The sequence below is a fragment of the Myxococcus sp. AB056 genome (assembly GCF_006547365.1).
GTDB lineage: Bacteria > Myxococcota > Myxococcia > Myxococcales > Myxococcaceae > Myxococcus > Myxococcus virescens.
Map to the genome: position 1 here is coordinate 1 of NZ_VHLB01000130.1, position 18,641 is coordinate 18,641.

At 69.4% G+C, this 18,641-nt stretch carries 19 protein-coding genes; 7 read left to right on the forward strand and 12 right to left on the reverse strand.

From position 1 onward, the window contains the following. From FMP39_RS34290 to rimP, 3 genes are all read right to left on the reverse strand, one after another. On the reverse strand, positions 1–319 hold a 319-nt coding region (locus tag FMP39_RS34290), incomplete at its 3' end, for a YlxR family RNase P modulator (protein WP_141594218.1). 23 nt (positions 320–342) lie between these two features. Then, positions 343–2,043, reverse strand: coding sequence for a transcription termination factor NusA (gene nusA, locus FMP39_RS34295; protein ID WP_141594219.1), 1,701 nt, complete (start codon positions 2,041–2,043; stop codon positions 343–345). A gap of 62 nt (positions 2,044–2,105) precedes the next feature. Then, on the reverse strand, positions 2,106–2,591 hold the full coding sequence (gene rimP, locus FMP39_RS34300) for a ribosome maturation factor RimP (RefSeq protein ID WP_141594220.1): 486 nt from the start codon (positions 2,589–2,591) through the stop codon (positions 2,106–2,108). Between the two features lie 207 nt (positions 2,592–2,798). Between rimP and FMP39_RS34305 the strand changes: the two genes are divergently transcribed. The 6 genes from FMP39_RS34305 to FMP39_RS34330 all read left to right on the forward strand — a co-directional run bounded on the left by FMP39_RS34305 (position 2,799) and on the right by FMP39_RS34330 (position 8,866). Further along, complete coding sequence (locus tag FMP39_RS34305) at positions 2,799–3,602, forward strand: carbon-nitrogen hydrolase family protein (RefSeq protein WP_141594221.1); 804 nt, start codon at positions 2,799–2,801, stop codon at positions 3,600–3,602. Between the two features lie 95 nt (positions 3,603–3,697). Beyond that, complete coding sequence (locus FMP39_RS34310; RefSeq protein ID WP_194858681.1) at positions 3,698–4,150, forward strand: FecR domain-containing protein; 453 nt, start codon at positions 3,698–3,700, stop codon at positions 4,148–4,150. After that, positions 4,147–5,043 (forward strand): LysM peptidoglycan-binding domain-containing protein, encoded by an 897-nt coding sequence (locus FMP39_RS34315; RefSeq protein ID WP_141594223.1) that lies wholly within the window; start codon positions 4,147–4,149, stop codon positions 5,041–5,043. Before FMP39_RS34310 ends, FMP39_RS34315 begins: the two co-directional genes overlap by 4 nt. Before the next feature lie 19 nt (positions 5,044–5,062). Continuing rightward, positions 5,063–6,769 carry an HD domain-containing phosphohydrolase gene (locus FMP39_RS34320; protein ID WP_141594224.1) on the forward strand — a complete coding sequence of 569 codons (1,707 nt, stop codon included), beginning with the start codon at positions 5,063–5,065 and terminating at the stop codon, positions 6,767–6,769. A 56-nt stretch (positions 6,770–6,825) separates the two neighbouring features. Further along, entirely contained in the window at positions 6,826–7,164 is a 339-nt protein-coding gene (locus FMP39_RS34325; RefSeq protein ID WP_141594225.1) for a DUF971 domain-containing protein, read from the forward strand. A gap of 7 nt (positions 7,165–7,171) precedes the next feature. Next, positions 7,172–8,866, forward strand: a complete 1,695-nt coding sequence (locus FMP39_RS34330; protein WP_141594226.1) for a serine/threonine-protein kinase — start codon at positions 7,172–7,174, stop codon at positions 8,864–8,866. Positions 8,867–8,873: 7 nt separating this feature from the next. On the opposite strand, the gene FMP39_RS34335 is transcribed toward FMP39_RS34330, so the two are convergent. The 5 genes from FMP39_RS34335 to FMP39_RS34355 form a co-directional block, all read right to left on the reverse strand. Continuing rightward, positions 8,874–9,392, reverse strand: a complete 519-nt coding sequence (locus FMP39_RS34335) for a ClpXP protease specificity-enhancing factor SspB (RefSeq protein ID WP_011552142.1) — start codon at positions 9,390–9,392, stop codon at positions 8,874–8,876. A gap of 33 nt (positions 9,393–9,425) precedes the next feature. Beyond that, on the reverse strand, positions 9,426–9,914 hold the full coding sequence (gene smpB, locus FMP39_RS34340; RefSeq protein WP_141594227.1) for an SsrA-binding protein SmpB: 489 nt from the start codon (positions 9,912–9,914) through the stop codon (positions 9,426–9,428). After that, positions 9,911–10,789: a pantoate--beta-alanine ligase gene (gene panC, locus FMP39_RS34345; RefSeq protein WP_141594228.1), complete on the reverse strand. Its 879-nt coding sequence runs from the start codon at positions 10,787–10,789 to the stop codon at positions 9,911–9,913. The genes smpB and panC overlap by 4 nt, the downstream gene beginning before the upstream one ends. A 2-nt stretch (positions 10,790–10,791) precedes the next feature. Continuing rightward, positions 10,792–11,709, reverse strand: coding sequence for a 3-methyl-2-oxobutanoate hydroxymethyltransferase (gene panB / locus FMP39_RS34350; protein WP_141594229.1), 918 nt, complete (start codon positions 11,707–11,709; stop codon positions 10,792–10,794). Between the two features lie 164 nt (positions 11,710–11,873). Further along, positions 11,874–12,518, reverse strand: coding sequence for a deoxynucleoside kinase (locus FMP39_RS34355; protein WP_011552138.1), 645 nt, complete (start codon positions 12,516–12,518; stop codon positions 11,874–11,876). 210 nt (positions 12,519–12,728) lie between these two features. On the opposite strand from FMP39_RS34355, the gene FMP39_RS34360 reads away from it, so the two are divergent. Beyond that, the gene (locus tag FMP39_RS34360; protein WP_026114296.1) at positions 12,729–13,007 is read left to right on the forward strand and encodes a hypothetical protein; all 279 of its coding nucleotides are present in this window, start codon (positions 12,729–12,731) and stop codon (positions 13,005–13,007) included. Between the two features lie 7 nt (positions 13,008–13,014). Here FMP39_RS34360 and rsmA read toward each other — a convergent pair whose 3' ends face one another. The 4 genes from rsmA to FMP39_RS34380 form a co-directional block, all read right to left on the reverse strand. Further along, positions 13,015–13,866: a 16S rRNA (adenine(1518)-N(6)/adenine(1519)-N(6))-dimethyltransferase RsmA gene (gene rsmA / locus FMP39_RS34365; RefSeq protein WP_141594230.1), complete on the reverse strand. Its 852-nt coding sequence runs from the start codon at positions 13,864–13,866 to the stop codon at positions 13,015–13,017. 14 nt (positions 13,867–13,880) lie between these two features. After that, entirely contained in the window at positions 13,881–14,876 is a 996-nt protein-coding gene (gene tsaD, locus FMP39_RS34370; RefSeq protein ID WP_011552135.1) for a tRNA (adenosine(37)-N6)-threonylcarbamoyltransferase complex transferase subunit TsaD, read from the reverse strand. Between the two features lie 49 nt (positions 14,877–14,925). Next, a complete protein-coding gene (locus FMP39_RS34375; protein WP_141594231.1) occupies positions 14,926–17,673 on the reverse strand; it encodes a DUF4388 domain-containing protein in 2,748 nt (915 codons plus the stop codon). A 199-nt stretch (positions 17,674–17,872) separates the two neighbouring features. Beyond that, the coding region (locus FMP39_RS34380) for a DnaJ domain-containing protein (protein ID WP_141594232.1) at positions 17,873–18,641 on the reverse strand (769 nt) is incomplete at its 5' end.

Here is an 18,641-nt window from a genome sequence, read left to right on the forward strand (position 1 = left end):
CCGCACCCCTCCGCTCACCGTCCCCCTGCTCCCATGCCTGTCCGAGCTGCGACGGGTCAACCTGGCCCGCCTTTCCGCGAAAGGCCCTACCAAACGCCTTCCGCTTCAGCGCTGCCGTCAGACAACCGGCACCGCACAGGTAGGCGCCCCGTCCTGGCAGCCGCCTCTTCCTGTCCACCTCGATGGCGCCTCCGGGCCCTATCACGAATCGGGTCAGTTCCGCCTGTAGTCGCCGCGAACCGCATCCGACGCACGTCCGGACCGGACCTGACCCCACGTTCTGAACTTCCGGCTTGGGCCGGCCAGCCGGGCGCCGCACGTCCCCTCCCTTGCTCGCTTAGCTTACGGCGACTTGGTGGCTTCTGCGCCACCCTCAAGTGCCACCGTCATGGCGCCGCGCTCGGCATTCAGCTCCGCGCGCAGCTTGGCTTCCTCCACCAGATAGTTTTCCGCCGCGCTCTTCAGCTGACGGGCCTTCTTGATACCCACACCCGGAACATCGCCCAGCTTCGCCAGATCCTTCTCATTGGCGATGTCCTCCACCGAGCGGTACCCCGCGAGGATGAGCTGCTCGATGGTCTTCTCACCGACGCCACGCACGCGCGCCATGCGCTCGGGCTGGCTGAGTTCGTCCGGATGCCGCCGAGCCTCCGCGATGCGGGCCTGCTCTCTTTCATAATCCATGCGCGACAGTTCCGCCTGATCCTCGACCATCCGGGTCCGGGCGGCTTCCTGCATGGAGGGGATGCGGGCCGGGTCGATGCCGGGCAACTGCGCCAGCAACTCCGCGTTGGCCTCGGCGATGTCCCGGGCCTGACGGAAGCCGTGCGCGTAGAGCGTCTCCACCAGCATCTCGTTGACGCCGGGCAGCGAGCCCAGGGAGCGGTTGGCGAACTCGCGCAGCTCGCGGACCCGGCTCTCGCTGTTGATGTCGAGCTTCCAGCCGGTCAGCTGGGCGGCCAGGCGGACGTTCTGACCGCGACGGCCAATGGCCAGGCTGAGCTGGTCGTCCGGGACGATGAGCTCCATGGCGTGGTTGGCCTCGTCGATGATGACGCGGCTGACCTCCGCCGGGGCCAGCGCCGAGCACACGAAGCGGGCCGGATCCTCGTCGAACGGGACGATGTCGATCTTCTCGCCGCGCAGCTCCTGCACCACCGCCTGAACACGGCTGCCCTTCATACCGACGCAGGCGCCCACCGGGTCCACGTCCGAGTCCCGGCTGGACACGGCAATCTTCGCCCGGCCGCCCGGCTCACGCGCCGCCGCCTCGATGACGACGATGCCTTCGGCGATTTCCGGCACCTCCATCTCGAACAGCTTGGTGAGCAGGTTGACGGACGCGCGGCTGAGGACAATCTGGGGGCCCTTGGACTCACGGAGCACGTCCAGCACGTAGGCCTGGACGCGGTCGCCGGGGCGGTAGGTCTCACGCGGGACCTGCTCGCGCACCGGCAGCACGGCCTCGGCGCGGCCCAGGTCCACGATGATGTTGCCGCGCTCGAACCGGCGGGCGATGCCGGTGACGATTTCGTTCTTCCGGTCGCGGTACTCGTTGAAGACGTTCTCCCGCTCCGCGTCGCGCGTGCGCTGCAGGATGACCTGCTTGGCTGTCTGCGCGGCGATGCGGCCGAAGCCGCGGCGGAAGGTCTTCAGGCGGAGGATGTCACCGTACTGGTCGTCCTGGGCCTTGGCCTCGGCGGCGTCCTCGTCCCGGTAGAAGATCTGGAACACGAGCTCGTCGCCCGGCTCCACTTCCATGCCCTTCTTGTGGGCCTCGACCAGGGAGATCTGATTCACCGCCTGGACCGGGTCGACAATCTCCTCGACCACGGTGATGGCCTGGAACAGCTCCACGACGCCCTTGTCCGGGTCGTACTTCGCCTCGAGCTCGCGGTCCTGGCCAAAGTGCTTCTTGGCCGCGGTCTTCATCGCGTCTTCGAGCGTGGCAATCAGCACAGCCCGGTCGATGCCCTTGTCCTTGGCGACCTGGTCCAGGACGAGGTTGAGGTTGACACTCGGGTTGGCTTGCGGCGTGGGCATGGTCTTCTCCTAAAAGGGTCCACGGGCGCCCTCGCGCGGAGGGGCACCCTGTATGTCGACGTCTAGAACTGGAACTCCAGGTTCGCCTTGGCGATGTCCTTGAAGAGGATGTGGAAGGTTCCGGCCCCTTCCACCTCCACCGAGATTCCGTCGCCTGCCACCTCGGTCAGCGTGCCGGTGAAGTTCTTGCGCGGGGGCTCTCCCACCGGGCCGAACGTCTTCACCTTCACCTTCTGTCCCTTCACCCGCTCGAAGTGCGTCGGCTTCCTCAGCGGACGGTCCACTCCGGGGCTGGAAACCTCCAGGTTGTACTCGTGGGGGATGAAGTCCTCCACGTCGAGCGACGGATCCACCGCGCGCGACACCTGGGTGCATTCGTCCAGCCCTACGCGGCCACCCGGCTTGTCGATGAACAACCGGAGCACCCAGCCCTCGCGCTCCCGGAGGAATTCCAGGTCCACGAGCTCCAGGCCTTCACCCGCGACAATGGGCTCGAGCAGGGCCAAGGCCCGCTCCTCCACCGTCTGCTTGAGGTTCTTCTCCGACATAAGCGGGAAACCAGTCTCCAAAAACACGAAAAGCGGGCACGCGGCCCACTTTTCGAAGTGCTTCATCGAAAAATGTCGGGGCGTCCGTAGCACACGCCCCGTCGGGGTGTAAAGGAAGGACGCGCCCTCCTGCTCCGGGTGAAACGCGCCCGGCTGGGCGAGGAATTCCCAGGGGTTCCGAGGCCCCACGAGGGTTATAACGCGCCCATGCACCTCATCGCCGCCGCGCAGATGGTGTCCACCGCCGACAAGGCCCACAACCTGGAAGCCGCGACCCGGCTCGTCCGGCGCGCCGCCGCACTGGGTGCCCGGCTGATGGGCCTCCCCGAGAACTTCTCCTGGATGGGGCCGGAGCCCGAGCGGCAGGACGCCGCCGAGGGGCTCGACGGTCCGACGTTGTCCCGGATGGCCAGCCTGGCCCGGGAGCTGAAGGTGACGCTGCTGGCCGGCAGCGTGCTGGAGACGGGCGCGCCGGGTGGGCGCCTCTACAACACCAGCGTCCTCTTCGGCCCCGGCGGCGAGCGGCTGGCCGTGTACCGGAAAATCCACCTCTTCGACGTCGAGGTGGGAGATGGTGCGACCTATCAGGAGTCCGCGGCGGTGGCGCCGGGAACGGACGTCGTCTCCGCGGAGACGGAGGTCGGCCGGCTGGGGCTGTCCGTCTGCTACGACCTGCGATTCCCCGAACTGTACCGGCGGCTGTCCCGCGAAGGCGCCACGCTGCTGGCGGTCCCGGCGGCCTTCACCCTCATGACGGGCAAGGACCACTGGGAGGTGCTCCTGCGGGCCCGCGCCATCGAGAACCAGGCGTACGTGCTGGCGCCCGCGCAGGGAGGACGGCACTCCGCCAACCGCGTCACCTATGGCCACGCCCTGGTGGTGGACCCGTGGGGTCTGGTGACAGCGCGAGCCTCCGAGGGCGAGGGGCTGGCGCTGGCGCCGGTGGACCCGGAGCTGCAAGCACGAATCCGCCGCAACCTCCCCTGCCTGGAGCACCGCCGTTTGGACTAGCGTGCGTGTACCCAGGCCCGCCCCCCTCGGGTCCACCTTCGATAGACTTCGGGTCCCCCGGAACTCCTCTCGTGAACGGACGACGCTGGTCTCCCATGTTGCTTGCGCTCGCGCTTTCGGCCCTCCCCACCGGCTGCACCGCCGATGAGCGTCCGTCCGCGCCCGACGCGGCAACGCCTCCCACGGTGGCCACACACCGCGCACACCTGCGAGCCATGAAGGGCGGCGTCCAAATCAAGCGCGCCACGGCCGACGAGTGGAGCCCCGCCCGGGAAGGCCAGCCGCTCTACGAGAATGACAAGGTCCGCACCGAGGCGGGCGCCGGCACCGACATCGTCTTCGCCGCCAACGGCAGCACGGTGCACCTCACCGGGGACTCGCTCATCAGCATCGCGGAGACGCGCACCCGCCCCGGCCAGCAGCGCACGGACCTCACCGTGTTGCGGGGCCGCATCGACGCGGAGCTGGAGAAGCCCGCCACCCAGTCCCTGTCCGTCACCACGCCGTCCGCCACCATCCAGGCGGGAAGGGAGATTGTCTTCCAATGAAGGCGGCGCTCCTCCTCCTCACATGGCTGGGCACGACGCCCCCGGGCACCGTGGTGGTGGGCCCCAACGAATCCCTGCGCCAGGTGGCCCAGCGCACCCTGGGCGACGCGCGCGCCGCGGGGGAGCTGCGCGCACTCAACGGACTTTCCTCGGACGACGTGGCGGCGGGGACCCGGCTGAAGGTGCCCGGCCACGAGCGCGTGCTGGCGCAGAAGGCCCTGGAGACGGCGCGCACGCTGGTGGCCAGCTCGAAGGATGCGAGCGTCCCCCCAGCGGCCTCCTCCCGGCTGAAGGTCGCGGAGTCCCATTTCCGCGAGGCGCGCTACACGCAGGCGGCATCGGAGGCCAATGCCGTGGGGAAGCTGGTGGCGGCGGACCGCTCGCCGCAGTCCTCCGCGTTCTCCGTGGAAGTGGGCGACGGCGACAGCACCACCGTCACCGTGAAGCACGGCCCCCCGGTCCGCGTGGAGGCCGAGGGCGTCACACAGCCCGTCGCCAAGGGTGAATCCATCCGCGTGGAGAAGGGCCATCCGCCCCCCGCGCCCCTTCGGCCGCTGGTGGCTCCCAGCCCCGGGCAACCGGAGGATTCCGCGCGCCTGAAGCGGCGCCCCGACCGGGACGGGCACCTGGGGCCGGTGAAGCTGACCTGGGAGGCTGTACGGGGCGCGGAACGTTATGAAGTGGAAGTGTCGCGCGCGCAGGAGCAACGCGCCGTCTTCACCCAGACAGTCACCAGCCTGGAAGCGAAGCTGCCAGTGCTCCCCGCGGGAAGCTACCGGTGGACGGTGCGCGCGGTGGGCCCCGCGGGCCCGTCCGAGCCCAGCGCGCCCCGGCACTTCGAGCTGGTGTCCGAGCGCCTCAAACTCGAAGTGAAGAAGGGCCAGTGGCAGTAACCCCTGGAGGAGCCACGCCGTGCGCCTGTTCAAAGCCATCCTCCTGTTGATGCTGGTGGTGGGCGTCGTCCCCACGCTGATGGTGGGGTGGCTCTCCGTCTCCCATACCCGGGAGCTCCTGGTGCGCGACGCCCAGGAACTGGCACAGGAGCGCGTGAAGCAGCTGCGCCTCAAGGCCGAAATCTTCCTCGGCGAGCCCACCGACGCGGTGCTGGGCCTGGCCCGCGTGCCCGGCTTCTTCGGCCTGCCCTTGGAAGCGCAGCAGACGCACCTGGCCTCGGTGCTCAACCAGCGGCGCGATGTGCTGGCGCTCACCGTGTTCGACGCCAACCGCCAGCGGCTGCCGGGACTCCAGGCCTTCTCCAAGCACGACGTGCCGCCCACCGCGCTGGCCGGACATGAGGAGCGCGCGCGGGCGCTGCTCGAGAACATCGAGGGCGTGCGCTACGCGGACGTGGTGAAGGACCCGCAGGGCAGCGAGCCGGTGCTGACGCTGGCCTTCCCCCTGGGCGAGCCCATCCGAGGGTACATCGCAGCGGACCTGTCCCTGGCCGACCTGCGGAAGATGCTGGAGCAGGAGCGCGTGGGCAGCACCGGCTTCGCCTATCTGACGGACCGGCACGGACACCTCGTGGCGGGCGGTGGCGGCGTCGCCGGCCTGGGCGAGGACGTGGCGCAGCGCGGCCCGGTGGCGCACCTGCTGAAGCAGCTGGTGGGCAAGTCGGACATGGAGCTGTTCCACGTCGGCAACTTCGGCGAGGGCCGGGACGCGGTGGTGGCCGCGTACACGGTGCTCCCCGAGACGGGTTGGGCCATCGTCTCCGAACAACCCGTGGAGCACGCCTACCGTCAGGTGGACACCATGGAGCAGCGCATCCTCCTGGGTCTGGGGGCGGCCATCCTGGTGGCGGTGGTGCTGGCGGCGCTCTTCTCGCGGAACCTCACCCGGCCGCTCAAGGGATTCATCAGCGGCGCGCTGGAGCTGGCGCACGGCAAGTTCGGCGTCGAGGTGGACATCAAGCAGAAGAACGAGCTGGGCGAGCTGGCGCAGACGTTCAACTACATGAGCAAGCAGCTGCTCGCGTACGACATGGAGAACCGCGGCCTCTACGAGAGCCTGGAGAAGGGCTACCTGGAGACCATCGTCGCGCTGGCGAACTCCATCGATTCGAAGGACGCGTACACCCGCGGCCACAGCCAGCGCGTGGGCGACGTCTCGGTGCAGATTGGCCGGGAGATGCAGCTCACCGAGCGCGAGCTGCGGCAGCTGCAGTACGGCGGCATCCTCCACGACATCGGGAAGATTGGCATCGTGGAGTCCATCCTCTGCAAGCAGACGCGGCTGACGGACCAGGAGATGGACATCATGCGCGAGCACCCCGCCATCGGTGACGCCATCATCGGCCCGGTGAGCTTCCTGGGCGCGGTGCGCGCGTGCGTCCGCCACCACCATGAGCGCTGGGACGGCACCGGCTACCCGGACAAGCTCAAGGGCGAGGACATTCCCCTGCTGGCCCGCATCGTCGCGTGTGCGGACACCTTCGACGCCTGCACCTCCACCCGCCCGTACCAGAAGGCCATGCCGCTGGAGAAGGCGATGGAAATCCTCGACAACCTCAGCGGCGCCCAGTTGGACCCGAAGGTCGTCCAGGCCCTGAAGCAGGTGCTGGCGAAGCAGGGCGTGCGGCTGGAGGGCCACCGGCTGCCCGTGAAGCTCGCCTCCTGACGGCCGAAGGATGGTAGGGAGGGCGCAAGACTGTTGAGACTCTGGAAGGTGAAACGTTGAGCTTCTGGGACCGCATCAAGCCCGCCCCCCAAGTCGTCACCGCGACGGACGCACAGCTGTCCTCGGATGGCGCACGCCTGGACCTGACGTGGGACGACGGGGTGAAGACGGACGCCACCGCACAGGTGCTGCGCCAGCAGTGCCCCTGCGCCGCGTGCGTGGACGAATGGACGAACAAGCGGACGCTGGACCCGTCGAAGGTCCCCGCCGACCTGCGCATCAAGCAGGTGCAGCCCGTGGGCAACTACGCGCTGGCCTTCAGCTTCAGCGACGGGCACACCACCGGCATCTATCCCTGGAAGCTGCTGCGCGACATCACCCAGCCCGCCGCCTGAGCGCCCCGTGAACGAACGCTACCGGCTCGTTCGTCCGCTGGCCTCTGGAGGCATGGCGGAGCTCTTCCTCGGCGTCGCGCGCGGCGCGGAGGGATTCGAGCGGCCGGTGGCCATCAAGCGGGTGCTCCCCCACCTGGCTCGCGAGCCGGACATCGCGCGCATGTTCCTGGCCGAGGCCCGGCTGGCCACGCTGCTGCAACACCAGAACATCGCCACCGTCCATGACGTGGGCCAGGGCCCCGAAGGGCTCTTCCTGGTGATGGAGCTGGTGGACGGGTGGGATTTGGGCGTGCTGCTGCGCTCGGCCGCGCGCCGGGGCGTGCGCTTCCCTCCGCACCTGGCCGCCTTCATCGTCCATCAGGCCCTGGCGGGGCTCGGCCATGCCTACCGGAAGGTGCATGACGGGCGGCCGGTGATGGTGGCCCACCGCGACGTGTCGCCCTCCAACGTGCTGGTGTCTCGCGAGGGCGAGGTGAAGCTGACGGACTTCGGCATCGCGCGGATGGCCGGCCCGGCCCACACCGCGCCCGGCGTCTTCCGAGGGAAGGAGGCGTACACCGCGCCCGAGGTGCTGCAAGGCGCTCCCGCCACCGCCGCGAGCGACCAGTTCTCCCTGGGCATCGTGTTCTACGAGCTGCTCACGGGGCGGCATCCGTTCCACACCGAGAGCGACGCGAGCGCGGTGGCCTACGCCATCCTGACGCGGCCCGTGGAGCCACCGCAGGGCGTGCCCACACCCCTGGCGGGCGCCGTCATGCGAATGCTGGCGAGGGCGCCCCAGGAGCGTTTCCACTCGCCGGAGTCACTGGCCGAAGGCTTTGCCCGGTGGTTGGCCCAGGTCGGCGAGCCCGCGACGTCGCAGACGCTGGCCGCGTTCCTTCGCGGGCTGGGATTGCCGCCGCCCCTGAGTGAACAGGCAACGGCTTCCAGCCCCCCGGCTGACGCGGGTTCGCTGGCGATGGCCGTGCAGACGCCGGCGCCCGCCGAGGCCGCTGCGCCGGAAGAAGCGCCTCTCTCCATGCCGGGCGGCGCGGCGCTCAGCGTCAGTGGGCGGATGGTGCATCGCTGCCCTCGATGCAACCACGTGCTCTCCTCGCCCCGAGCGCGGTGCTCACACTGCGCGATGTGGCCGGATGCCTCGACCGGCGCGGCGGCAACGGCTCGCACGCCCACCGCTCCCGGTGCCTTCGCTCCATCCGCGGGCCTCGAGCTCACCGCGCATCAGACGCTCGCGGAGAGTGTCCCCCAGACGCACGTCACGCCGGGCGCGAAGAGCGTGCTCCAGACCGACGCCGATGCACTGGAGCTGGCGGAGCGCCCGCCCTCGCCAGCGAGCGACTGGCCCGATGAGGCGGCCCTCCTCCGGCGCTCGCGCCTGAAACGGGCACTGGGGCTGCTGCTCGTGGCGCTCCTGGTGGGCACCGGCATCTGGCTGTGGCCTCAGCGCTCCACCCTGCTCATTCGGGTGATGTCGGCGACGGGGCTCCGCCTGTCGGCCCCGATGCTGCGCATCGACAGCGACCCGCCAGGAGCCACCGTCTGGGTCCGGGACGCGGAGCTGGGGACGACGCCCCTGCTGCTCGAGAACCGCTACCCAGCAGGACGCGTCCCCATCCAGGTCCGGCTCAAAGGCCACCGCACATGGAAGGGGACGTTCTCCGGCGGCGAGGCCGCTCACATCGAGGCGAAGCTGAAGCGCTGAACGCGCCTCACTTCACCAGGCGCAGGTGGCCACGACGCGGCGGCGGCTCGTCCGGCGGTCCGTCCGCGGGCGGAACATCGGCGGGCGGCTCATCGCGCCGCTCGCCCTGCACTTCCCGGAGGAAGGTGCGCGGACGCTCCGCGGCCACCGGCACGGGAGCGACGGGCAGGGGCTGCGCCGGACGTGACGCGGCCGTCTGCTGGAGCAACTCCGGCGGCATGTCCTCCGGGTACATCCAGAACTCCTTCGTCACGTGGCTGGCGATGGCGAACAACGCCGACCACGGCACCGCGATGGTGAAGCGCGAGCCGGAGAAGCTCAGCGTGGAACGCACGCCCCACTCGCCCACCGTGAGGTCCGGTGGGTCGAACCGGTACGAGAGATTGAGGCGCAGGTGCGCCTCCGTCTTGACGGAGGCTGGGACGAGCACGCCCGGACGACGCGCGTCCAGGTGAATCATCACCATGCCCTGGTCGAGCGCGGCCAGCAGCCGCTCCTTCTTGTCGAGAACCTTCTTGTCGTCCATCGGTGTACGGCGAAAGAACTTCGGGCGCCCCTCTCAACGTCGGCGCATCGCCCGGTCCATCTCCCGCTTCGTCTCCCGCTCCTTGATGTCGTGGCGCCGGTCCTCGTGCGTCTTGCCCCGGCAGAGCCCCAGCTCCACCTTGGCACGGCCGTTCCTGAAGTACAGCACAAGCGGGATGATCGAATAACCCCGCTCACGCACCTTCGCCGTCCAACGGTCGATTTCTCCTCGGTGCATCAACAACTTGCGACCCCGAGTGGGAAGGTGGTCGAAGAAGCTCGCCGCCTTGTAGGAGCCGATGTTCGCGTTGAGCAGGAAGAGCTCGTCCCCCTTGGGGAGCGCGTAGGCGTCCGACAGATTGGCGATTCCGTCTCGCAGAGACTTCACCTCGCTTCCCGTGAGCGCCAGCCCGGCCTCCACCTTTTCGTCGACCGTGTAGTCGAAACGCGCACGACGGTTTTCCGCGATGACCCTCACGCCGGGCTCACGGCCCACTCCCTTTGGCTTCCCTCCGGATGTCATACGCGTCCCGCGTTCTCCTCACCACCCAACTGCATGTTGTCGATGAGGCGCGTCGTGCCACTGAAGGCCGCGACGAGCAACCGGGCAGGCTGCCCGGGCGCCACCGAAGCCAGAGGCGTCAGCCGTTCCGCATCCACCAGTTCCACGTAGTCTTCCCGGAGCCCCGCCGCTTCCAATTCGCGCCGGACGGCCGCCACCAGGGGCTCCGACTCCCGCGTGCCCTCGCGCAGCAGCGCCTGGGCGGCCTTGAGCCCCCGGGACAGGGCCAGCGCCCGCTGCCGCTCCTCGGGGGACAAGTAGGCATTGCGGCTGCTCATCGCCAGGCCGTCCGGCTCGCGCACCGTCGGCATTCCGACGATGTCCACGCCCAGGTGCAGGTCCTGGTTGAGCGCCCGGATGACCTGGAGCTGCTGGTAGTCCTTCTCCCCGAAGAGCGCCACCTCCGGGCGGAACAGCGTCAGCAGCTTCGTGACGACGGTGGCCACCCCGCGGAAGTGCCCCGGACGCCGGGCCCCGCACAGGCCCTGGCTGACGTCCGTCACCTCCACGTACGTCTGGTAGCCCTGCGGGTACATCACCTCCGGGCCCGCGGGCGCGAAGATGGCCTGCGCGCCCGCGCTGATGCACTTGGCGACGTCACCCTCGAAGTCGCGGGGGTAGCGGGACAAGTCCTCCTTCGGCCCGAACTGCGTGGGGTTCACGAAGATGGACACGGCCACCACGTCCGCGCGGCGCCGCCCCTCGCGAATGAGCGAGAGGTGACCTTCATGCAGGAAGCCCATGGTGGGCACCAGCGCGAGCCGGTGCCCCTCCCGGCGCAGCCCCGCCGTCCAGTCCTTCACGTCCGCAATGGTTTTCAGGACGGCGGGAGCCATGACTAGGCGGGTCTCCCGTAGACGGGGCCCAGCTTGTCGCCAGCCTCGGCGGGCGCGGACGGCTCCACCCGGGCCGCCGGGGCCGGAGCCCCCGGCGCCAGCCGGATGTTCTTGGTCGCCTTGAAGGAGTGCTCCTCGTCCGGGAACGCGCCCTTGCGGACCTCCGCGAAGAACGCGCCCGCGGCCTCGGTAATCGAGCCGTGGAGGTTGGCGTAGCGCTTCACGAACTTCGGCTTGAAGTCCGGGTTCATGCCCAGCAGGTCGTAGCAGACGAGCACCTGGCCGTCACAATCCACGCCGGCGCCAATGCCGATGGTGGGGATGGACAGGCGCTGCGTCACGGTGTGCGCCAGGTCCATGGGCACGCCTTCCAGCACCAGCGCGTAGGCCCCGGCCTGCTCCAGCGCCAGCGCGTCGTCCAGAATCTGCCGCGCCTGGTCCTCGCCGCGGCCCTGGACGACGTAGCCGCCCATCTTGTGGACGGACTGCGGCGTCAGCCCCAGGTGTCCCATGACGGGGATGCTCGCGCGGACGATGGCCCGCACCGTGTCCGCGAACTCAGCGCCGCCCTCCAGCTTGATGCTGCCCGCGCCGCCTTCCGCCACCAACCGGCCCGCATTGCGGACTGCTTCCTGGTTCGACACCTGGTAGCTCATGAACGGCAGGTCGGCCACGACGTGCGCCCGGCGCGCGCCTCGGGCCACGGCGGCCGTGTGGTAGACCATCTGGTCCATCGTCACCGGCAGCGTGGAGTCATGCCCCTGGATGACCATGCCCAGCGAGTCGCCTATCAGCAGCACATCCGCGCCTGCCTCTTCGAGGATGTGGGCGAACGTGGCGTCGTAAGCGGTGACCATGCAGATCTTCTGACCGATCTGCTTGAAGCGCTTCAGCGTGTGGATGGTGACCTTGTCCTTCACGGTTCACCTCCTATGGCTACGGGTTGAACGGCCTGACGGGCCCATTCGCGCCTCGCCGTCCCCACCGGGGATCGCCGGGAGCCCTGGGCCCGCCACCGCACTCTAACGCCCCCGCGCCCGCCGTGGGGGCATTGAAGGCGGACGTCCCACCAGGAGCCTGACTTTCAGCCCCGGCGGGAAGCCTTTGGAACGTAATGCTGCGTGCCCGGCTTCGCCTTCCGGATGGTGGCAAGCAGGTCTTCCCTGTCTGCCTCGACATTCACGAAGTCGATGTCCGAGGTATCCACGACGAGGAGCGGGGTGTCCGTGTAGTGGAAGAAGAAGTTGTTGTAGGAGTGGACGAGCCCCTCCAGGTACGTGGGGTCGAACTTGCGCTCGAACTCCCGGCCGCGCTTCTTGATGCGGTGCAGGAGCACGTCCAGTCGGGCCTGGAGATAGATGACCAGGTCCGGCTTGGCCACGCGGGGCCCCAGCGCCTCGAAGACGCGCTCGTAGAGGGCCAGCTCGTGCGCGTCCAGGTTGAGGTGCGCGAAGATGCGGTCCTTGGCGAACAGGTAGTCGCTGACCGTCATCGAGCTGAAGAGGTCCTGCTGGAACAGCTCCTGCTGCTGACGGAAGCGCGACAGCAGGAAGAAGATCTGCGTCTGGAACGCGAACTTCTGCCGGTCCGTGTAGAAGCTGGAAAGGAAGGGGTTCTCCTCCACCACTTCGAGGATGCGCCGTCCCGCCAGACGCTCCGCGAGGATGTTGGAGAGGCTCGTCTTGCCCACGCCAATGGGCCCTTCCACCACGATATACCGGTAGTCCATCCGCCCGAGGCCTCCCGCCCGCGGAATGCGCTTTGAGACCGCGCGCGCGAGACATCGCGCGAAGGCGCGGCCACGCACGCGGGCGGATAACACAACACGGCCGCTGGAATCCGGCAATTTTCCACGGCGTCCCGCGTCCCTTGACGCTCCGAGACGCATCTCCTACGGTCCGCGCGACTTCTTGGCGTGTGCGCGGGGTGGTCTCCGGACATGAGCGGCAGACAGCGGGCGAAGACAGTGGTGCGGCTGGAAGAGGCCCGCCAGAGCACGCCCACCCAGCGAGCGCCCACACCTCCCGTGGAGCCGGATCCGCTCTATGGCGTGGTGTTGCTCAAGACGGCCATGGAGCTGAAGCGCCGACAGGACGGCACCGTGGAGGACATCCTCCGCGGCGTGCTCGCCCGGATGCGCATCCCTGAAGCCGAGTTCTTCGCCTACCTGGAGCAGCAAGGCGGCCTGCTCCAGGCACTGGGCATGCGCGGACGCTAGCGGCGCCCTACTCCGCGGACGCTGGCGGAGCCGCCGTCACGGGGCCGAGCGCGCGCTCGATGGCGGCGAACTCCTCGGGCGCCAGCGTCTCCGCGCGGCGCTGCGGATCCACCCCCGCGGCCTCCAGGGCGGCGATGAGCGTCTCCGTCGTCCCCAGCGTCGGGTCCGACTTGATGGAGTTGATGAGCGTCTTGCGCCGGTGCGCGAAGGACGCCTTCACCACGCGGGTGAAGCGGGCCTCGTCGATGATGGGCGCGCGCGGCGACTTGCGGCGGGTGAGCCGCAGCACCGCGGAGTCCACCTTCGGGGGCGGATGGAAGCGCCACGCCTCCAGCGTGAGGACGTTCTCCGCGTCGTAGTGCATGCCCAGCAGCACCGTCAGCAGGCCGTAGTCCCGGTTGCCGGGCTCCGCGGCGAGCCGCTCCACCACTTCCTTCTGGAGCGTGAAGACCGCGCGCGAGACATGGGCCCGCTGCTCCAGCACTCGGAAGAGAATGGGGCTGGTGAGGTGGTACGGGAGGTTTCCCGCCACCGCGACGTCGGGCGCGCCAGCCACCTGGGCGAAGTCCACCGTGGCCGCGTTGCCGGACACCACGCGCACGCCGGGGATGGACTCCTTCTCCAGCACCATCACCATGTCCCGGTCCCGCTCCACGGCGGTGACGCGGGCCCCGGTGGCGGCCAGGAAGCGCGTGAGGTGGCCCAGGCCCGGGCCCAGCTCCACCACCGGCTCATCGGCGCGCAGGTTCAGCGCGTCGGCGATGGCCTCCAGCGCGTCCTCGTCTCCGAGGAAGTTCTGCCCCCAGCTGTACTTGGCGCGCAGGCCATGCCGCTTGAGGATGTCTCTAGGCGATTCCACCCGTCTGCTCCCCTCTACATGCGCCAGGCCGGGTCGGCGGCGAGGCGGAAATCTCCGCGCAGGCCGCGGCGGTACGCCTCATACCCCGCCACCGCAATCATGGCGCCATTGTCCGTGCACAGCCGCACCGGGGGCAGGAACATGTTCAACCCCCGCTCCTCGGCCCGCGCCTGACACAGGGCCCGCAGCCGCGAGTTCGCGGCGACGCCGCCGCACAGCACCAGTTGCTTGTGGCCCAACCGGCGCGCGGCGGCCACCAGCTTCTTCGACAGCACGTCCGCCACGGCCTCCTGGAAGGACGCGCACAAATCCGCCAGCGCCTGCCCCTGCGGCACGCCGTGCTTCTGCACGTGGTGCAGCACCGCCGTCTTCAGCCCGGAGAAGGACACGTCGAAGTTGTCGCCCGGCAGCGCGCGCGGGAAGCGGATGGCCTCCGGGTTCCCCTGCTGCGCCAGCTGGTCGATGGGCTGCCCGCCCGGATACGGCAGGCCGAGGATGCGAGCGGTCTTGTCATACGCCTCGCCGGCCGCGTCGTCGCGCGTGCTGCCCACCAGCCGGTACTGCCCGTAGGCCTGCACTTCGTAGAGGCTGGTGTGCCCGCCGGAAACGACGAGCCCGAGGAACGGCGGCTCCGGCGCCACCTCCAACAGCCGGATGGCCAGCAGGTGGCCCTCCAGGTGGTTGGCGCCCACGAAGGGCTTGCCCGTCGCCAGGCTCAGGCCCTTGGCCACCTGCACGCCCACCAGCAGCGCGCCAATGAGGCCGGGGCCGGACGTGACGGCGATGAGGTCCACGTCGTCGAGCGTCTTGTTCGCCCGCGTCAGCGCCTCGTGGACGACGGGCAGCACCTGGACGATGTGGTTGCGGCTGGCCAGCTCCGGCACCACCCCACCCCACCGCCGGTGGATGTCCACCTGCGTGGAGACGACATCCGACAACGCGCGGCGGCCGTCCTCCACGACGGCGGCGGCAGTCTCATCACACGAGGTTTCCAGTCCTAGGACGAGCAAGGCGGCTCACTTCTCAGGGGGCCAATGAAGGAAGTGGGGCCGCCCCCGCTCAGTTGCCCAGCCCCCTGAGCAACGTGCGGACCTCTTCGGCGGAAGACCCCGTCGGTTCCAGCAACAAGTACTGCTTGTAGGCGTCGGCCGCCTGGGAATTCTTGCCGGTGAACTGTAGCGCCATGCCCAGCGACAGCCAGGCACGAGCGTTGGAGTCCTCTTCCTTGACGACCTCCTGCAACAGCTTGGCCGCCTCGCGATAGGCCCCGTCCGTGGTGAAGCCGTTCACCAGCGCGATGCCCAGACCCGCCTTCGCCTCCGTGGCCGTCGGCTTGAGCGCCAGCGCCTTGCGATAGCTTCCCGCCGCCGACCGGAACCGCTGACTGACGATGGCCGCCCTCGCCTGCTTCACCAGCGTGGCGAACTCGACCTCCGGATCCACGGTGGGCGCAGACGGAGTGGTGGTCTCGGTGGGGGTCGCCTCGGGCGGCTTCGGCGCCTCGGCAATGGCCGTGCCCGCATCCGGTGTAGCGGCGGGCGGCTCCGGCGGAGCCTCGGGGGCCTTGGCCGTGGCCTCTTCGAGCGGTGGCGCCTTCTCCGGAGGTGGCGTCGGCCTGGCGTCGTCGTTCACGGGCGCCTGCGTCTCCACCACGGGAGGCTTCGACGGAGGCGTCTCCGACGGACCGCTGCCCGTCCCCGCGACAACGGCCGCGACAGCGCCAATGAGGACCACCGCCGCGCCGATGATGAGCCCGGTGCGATTGGAACGCCCCGCGTTGGCCGCGGCTGCGTCACTGGAGTGAGTGGCCGCCGGCTTCCTTTCGGCCGACTGCACGGAAGAAGTGGGCGTCGCGGGCGCAACCGGGGCGGCATCCGCTGACTTCACGGACGTGACGACTCCCGCATCCGTGGGCTTCGCGGAAGCGTCCGGGGCGACCTCCCCGGGTGTCGCGGGCGCGGTGGCGGCCGGCACCGGGGATTCGAGAGACGGTTCGACCGTGCTGGCCAGTGGCGCGCTGGGCGTGGGCGGCTCGGCGGACAGTTCGGGCACGTCGTGGCCCGAATCGGGCGGCAGCGCGAGCTGGGGCGTGGCGGGGACCTCTTCGGCCACGAACTCCGCATCGACCTGCACCGACGGCATGGGCGGCGTCACGTAGCCGCTGCCACTCACCAACGTCACCTCGGATGACGGCGGCGCCGGCGTCGGAGGGGGCACGGGCGGGAACGGATTGGGTGCCACGGCCGCGCCACCGAAGATGGGCGCACGCGGCGAGGGCGCGGGCTCGAAGGCGGGCGCGCTCGCGGCGAAGGCGGAGGATGCGGCGCCATGGGCCCGCGGCGTATGCGACCAGCCAGAGCCCGGCCCCCACGTGGTGGGCGCGCTGATGCCCTCGGTGTCCACCCGGCTCCAGTCCAGCAGCAGGCTGCGGCGCGCGTGCTCCACGGCGCGATGGGCCGGCGGCGGCTCGACCAGGAACGCCGAAGCCTCCTGCGCGGGGACCTCCGGGACTGGCTCGGTCACCGGAACTTCCGGCGTGTACTCAGGCGTGTCCGAGCGCTTGGGCCGCGCGTGGAAGACGACCACGTTGGCGGGCTGCGCGGGCGCGGCGGGCGACGGCGCGGCCGGCTCGTCCTCCACGCCCGCGGGAGGCGCGAGCACGCTCTGCGGCATGGGCCGCGGAGAAGGCTCCGGCGCGGCGGCCACAGGCTCGGGGGCCGCTTCGGGAACGGCGGCTTCGGGAACGGGCTGCGGCGGGCTCTCCGGCGCGGGAGGCGCGGGCTCCACGGTCGCGCTGGCGGGCGGCGCCGTGTTGAGCCACTGCTCGATGCCAGGCTTGCTGCTCTGCACCGGCTCCAGTGGCGCGTTGCCCAGCTCGCGGATGAGGCCCTCGAAGTACAGCTTGCTGATGATGCCCAGCGCGGCCAGGTCCTCGAAGTCCGAGTCCTCCACCACGCGGCTCAACGCGCGCTTGCCGTCGAAGAGCCGCAGGAGCCCGTTCACCTCGTCCGGAATCTCCGACAGGCGGTCGGCGAGCTGGTGGTAGTCAATCTCGAACACCGTCTCGAGCGGCGGCAGCTGCTCGAGCATGCGGCCCCACTCGTCGAGGCGGCGCATGCCCTCCATCAGCAGGCCCTGCGTGGAGATTTCGATGCGCTCCGGACGGTCCAGCGCGCTGAACTGCACCTCGAACTGGCCCTCGAAGGTGTTCAGCATCCGGTAGAAGGCGTTCTCGCCCTTGAGCCGTCCCAGCTCCGCGTCGATGACGCGTCCGTCCTTGAAGTAGACGGTGCCGGTGCGCTCGCCCTGGATGTTGATGAGGCCCGTCTTGCGGCCAATCTCGAAGGTCTGCACCAGGTCCACCACGCCCATGTCGGCGAGGCTGCCGGCGAAACCGCCCTTCGTCGTCTCCCGCTTCTCGATCCTCTCCTTCTCCGCCTTCTGGAGGATCATCTTCACGCGGGTGACGATCTCTTTGATGTAGATCGGCTTGGTCAGGTAGTCGTCACCGCCAAGCTCCAGGCCGCGCACCTTGAACTCGACCGACTTCTGACTCGTCAGGAAGACGAACGGGATGAACTTGAAGCGCTCGTCGGACTTGAGCGTCTTGCACAGCTCGAAGCCGTCCATCTCCGGCATCTTCGTGTCCGCGAGCACGAGGTCCGGAGGGCTGATCTGGACCTTCTCGAGCGCATCCTTGCCGTGAATGGCCGTCGTCACGGAGAAGCCAGCCTTCTTCAGGCTGACCTCCATGACCCGGAGGCTCTTCGCGTCACCATCGACCAGGAGCAGGTGCTGCTTGGCCACGTTCCATGCCTTTCGTCACTGCAGACGGCCCAGGGAGCCTGACGCGGGAGCATCCTGCCCGCTTTCCAGGCATGTCAATGGCTGGGGCCGGTGGGGAACCTGACTGGCCTCCTGCTGGACAGGCGGCTCGAGTCAGATGCGGGGGAGAGTCAAATCGGGCCGGGCTGAAGCACCCGTACCCACTGTGAGGCCTGCCGCTTCAGCGGAAGAAGCCTCCCTTCTTCGGAGGGTTCTTCTTGCGCATGTCGATGAGTCGCAGCTCCTGGTTCGCCTCCAGGTGCTTGGGGTTGGCGCGCACGGCCTCGCGGAAGCAACGCTCCGCGCGGTCCATGTCGCCTTCGACCCGGGCGATGACGCCAAGCTGGTAGTGCGCCCGATCACAATTCGGGTCGGCGCGGACCGCGTCCGCCATCATCTGCTTGGCCTTGGCCATGTCCGCCTTGCGCGCCGGGTCCATGTAGATGGCCCAGGCCCGAGCAGCCAGATACAGGGGCTTGGGCTCCAGCGCGTGGGCGCGGTCGTAGTGGTCGGAGGCCGTGGTGAAGTCGCGCTTGCGGAAGAAGACCTCGCCCATCTTGTAGAGGTCGTCGGCGTTGCTGTCGGCGCGGCCCTGCGGGCGGAGTACCGGAGCGGTCGGCGCGGACGCCGGCGGCTTGGGCAGGGTCTGCTGGGCCTGGAGGTTCTGCTGGTACGTCTTGCGCCGGGTGTCGTCGTAGAGGACCTCGTAGGCCTCTCGGATGGCTTCGAACACGGCGGTGATCTTCGGCGCCATGTGGGGCAGCGACGGCGGCAGGCGGTCCGGATGGAAGATCTTGGCCAGGTTGAGGAATGCGGTCTTCACCTGGTCGCGTGAGGCGTCCTGCGAAACGCCGAGCACGTAGAAGTGGTCTCGCTTGGCCTGGACGTCCGCGAAGCGCTGCTCAAGCTGCTGGGCCAGGCGGGCCTCGTCGGGCCTGGGAGGCTCGGAG

Coding starts and splice junctions, on each gene's coding strand:
- nusA (WP_141594219.1), bottom strand. CDS start 2,043: ATGCCCACGCCGCAAGCCAACCCGAGTGTCAACCTCAACCTCGTCCTG.
- rimP (WP_141594220.1), bottom strand. CDS start 2,591: ATGTCGGAGAAGAACCTCAAGCAGACGGTGGAGGAGCGGGCCTTGGCC.
- FMP39_RS34305 (WP_141594221.1), top strand. CDS start 2,799: ATGCACCTCATCGCCGCCGCGCAGATGGTGTCCACCGCCGACAAGGCC.
- FMP39_RS34310 (WP_194858681.1), top strand. CDS start 3,698: ATGTTGCTTGCGCTCGCGCTTTCGGCCCTCCCCACCGGCTGCACCGCC.
- FMP39_RS34315 (WP_141594223.1), top strand. CDS start 4,147: ATGAAGGCGGCGCTCCTCCTCCTCACATGGCTGGGCACGACGCCCCCG.
- FMP39_RS34335 (WP_011552142.1), bottom strand. CDS start 9,392: ATGGACGACAAGAAGGTTCTCGACAAGAAGGAGCGGCTGCTGGCCGCG.
- smpB (WP_141594227.1), bottom strand. CDS start 9,914: ATGACATCCGGAGGGAAGCCAAAGGGAGTGGGCCGTGAGCCCGGCGTG.
- panC (WP_141594228.1), bottom strand. CDS start 10,789: ATGGCTCCCGCCGTCCTGAAAACCATTGCGGACGTGAAGGACTGGACG.
- FMP39_RS34355 (WP_011552138.1), bottom strand. CDS start 12,518: ATGGACTACCGGTATATCGTGGTGGAAGGGCCCATTGGCGTGGGCAAG.
- FMP39_RS34360 (WP_026114296.1), top strand. CDS start 12,729: ATGAGCGGCAGACAGCGGGCGAAGACAGTGGTGCGGCTGGAAGAGGCC.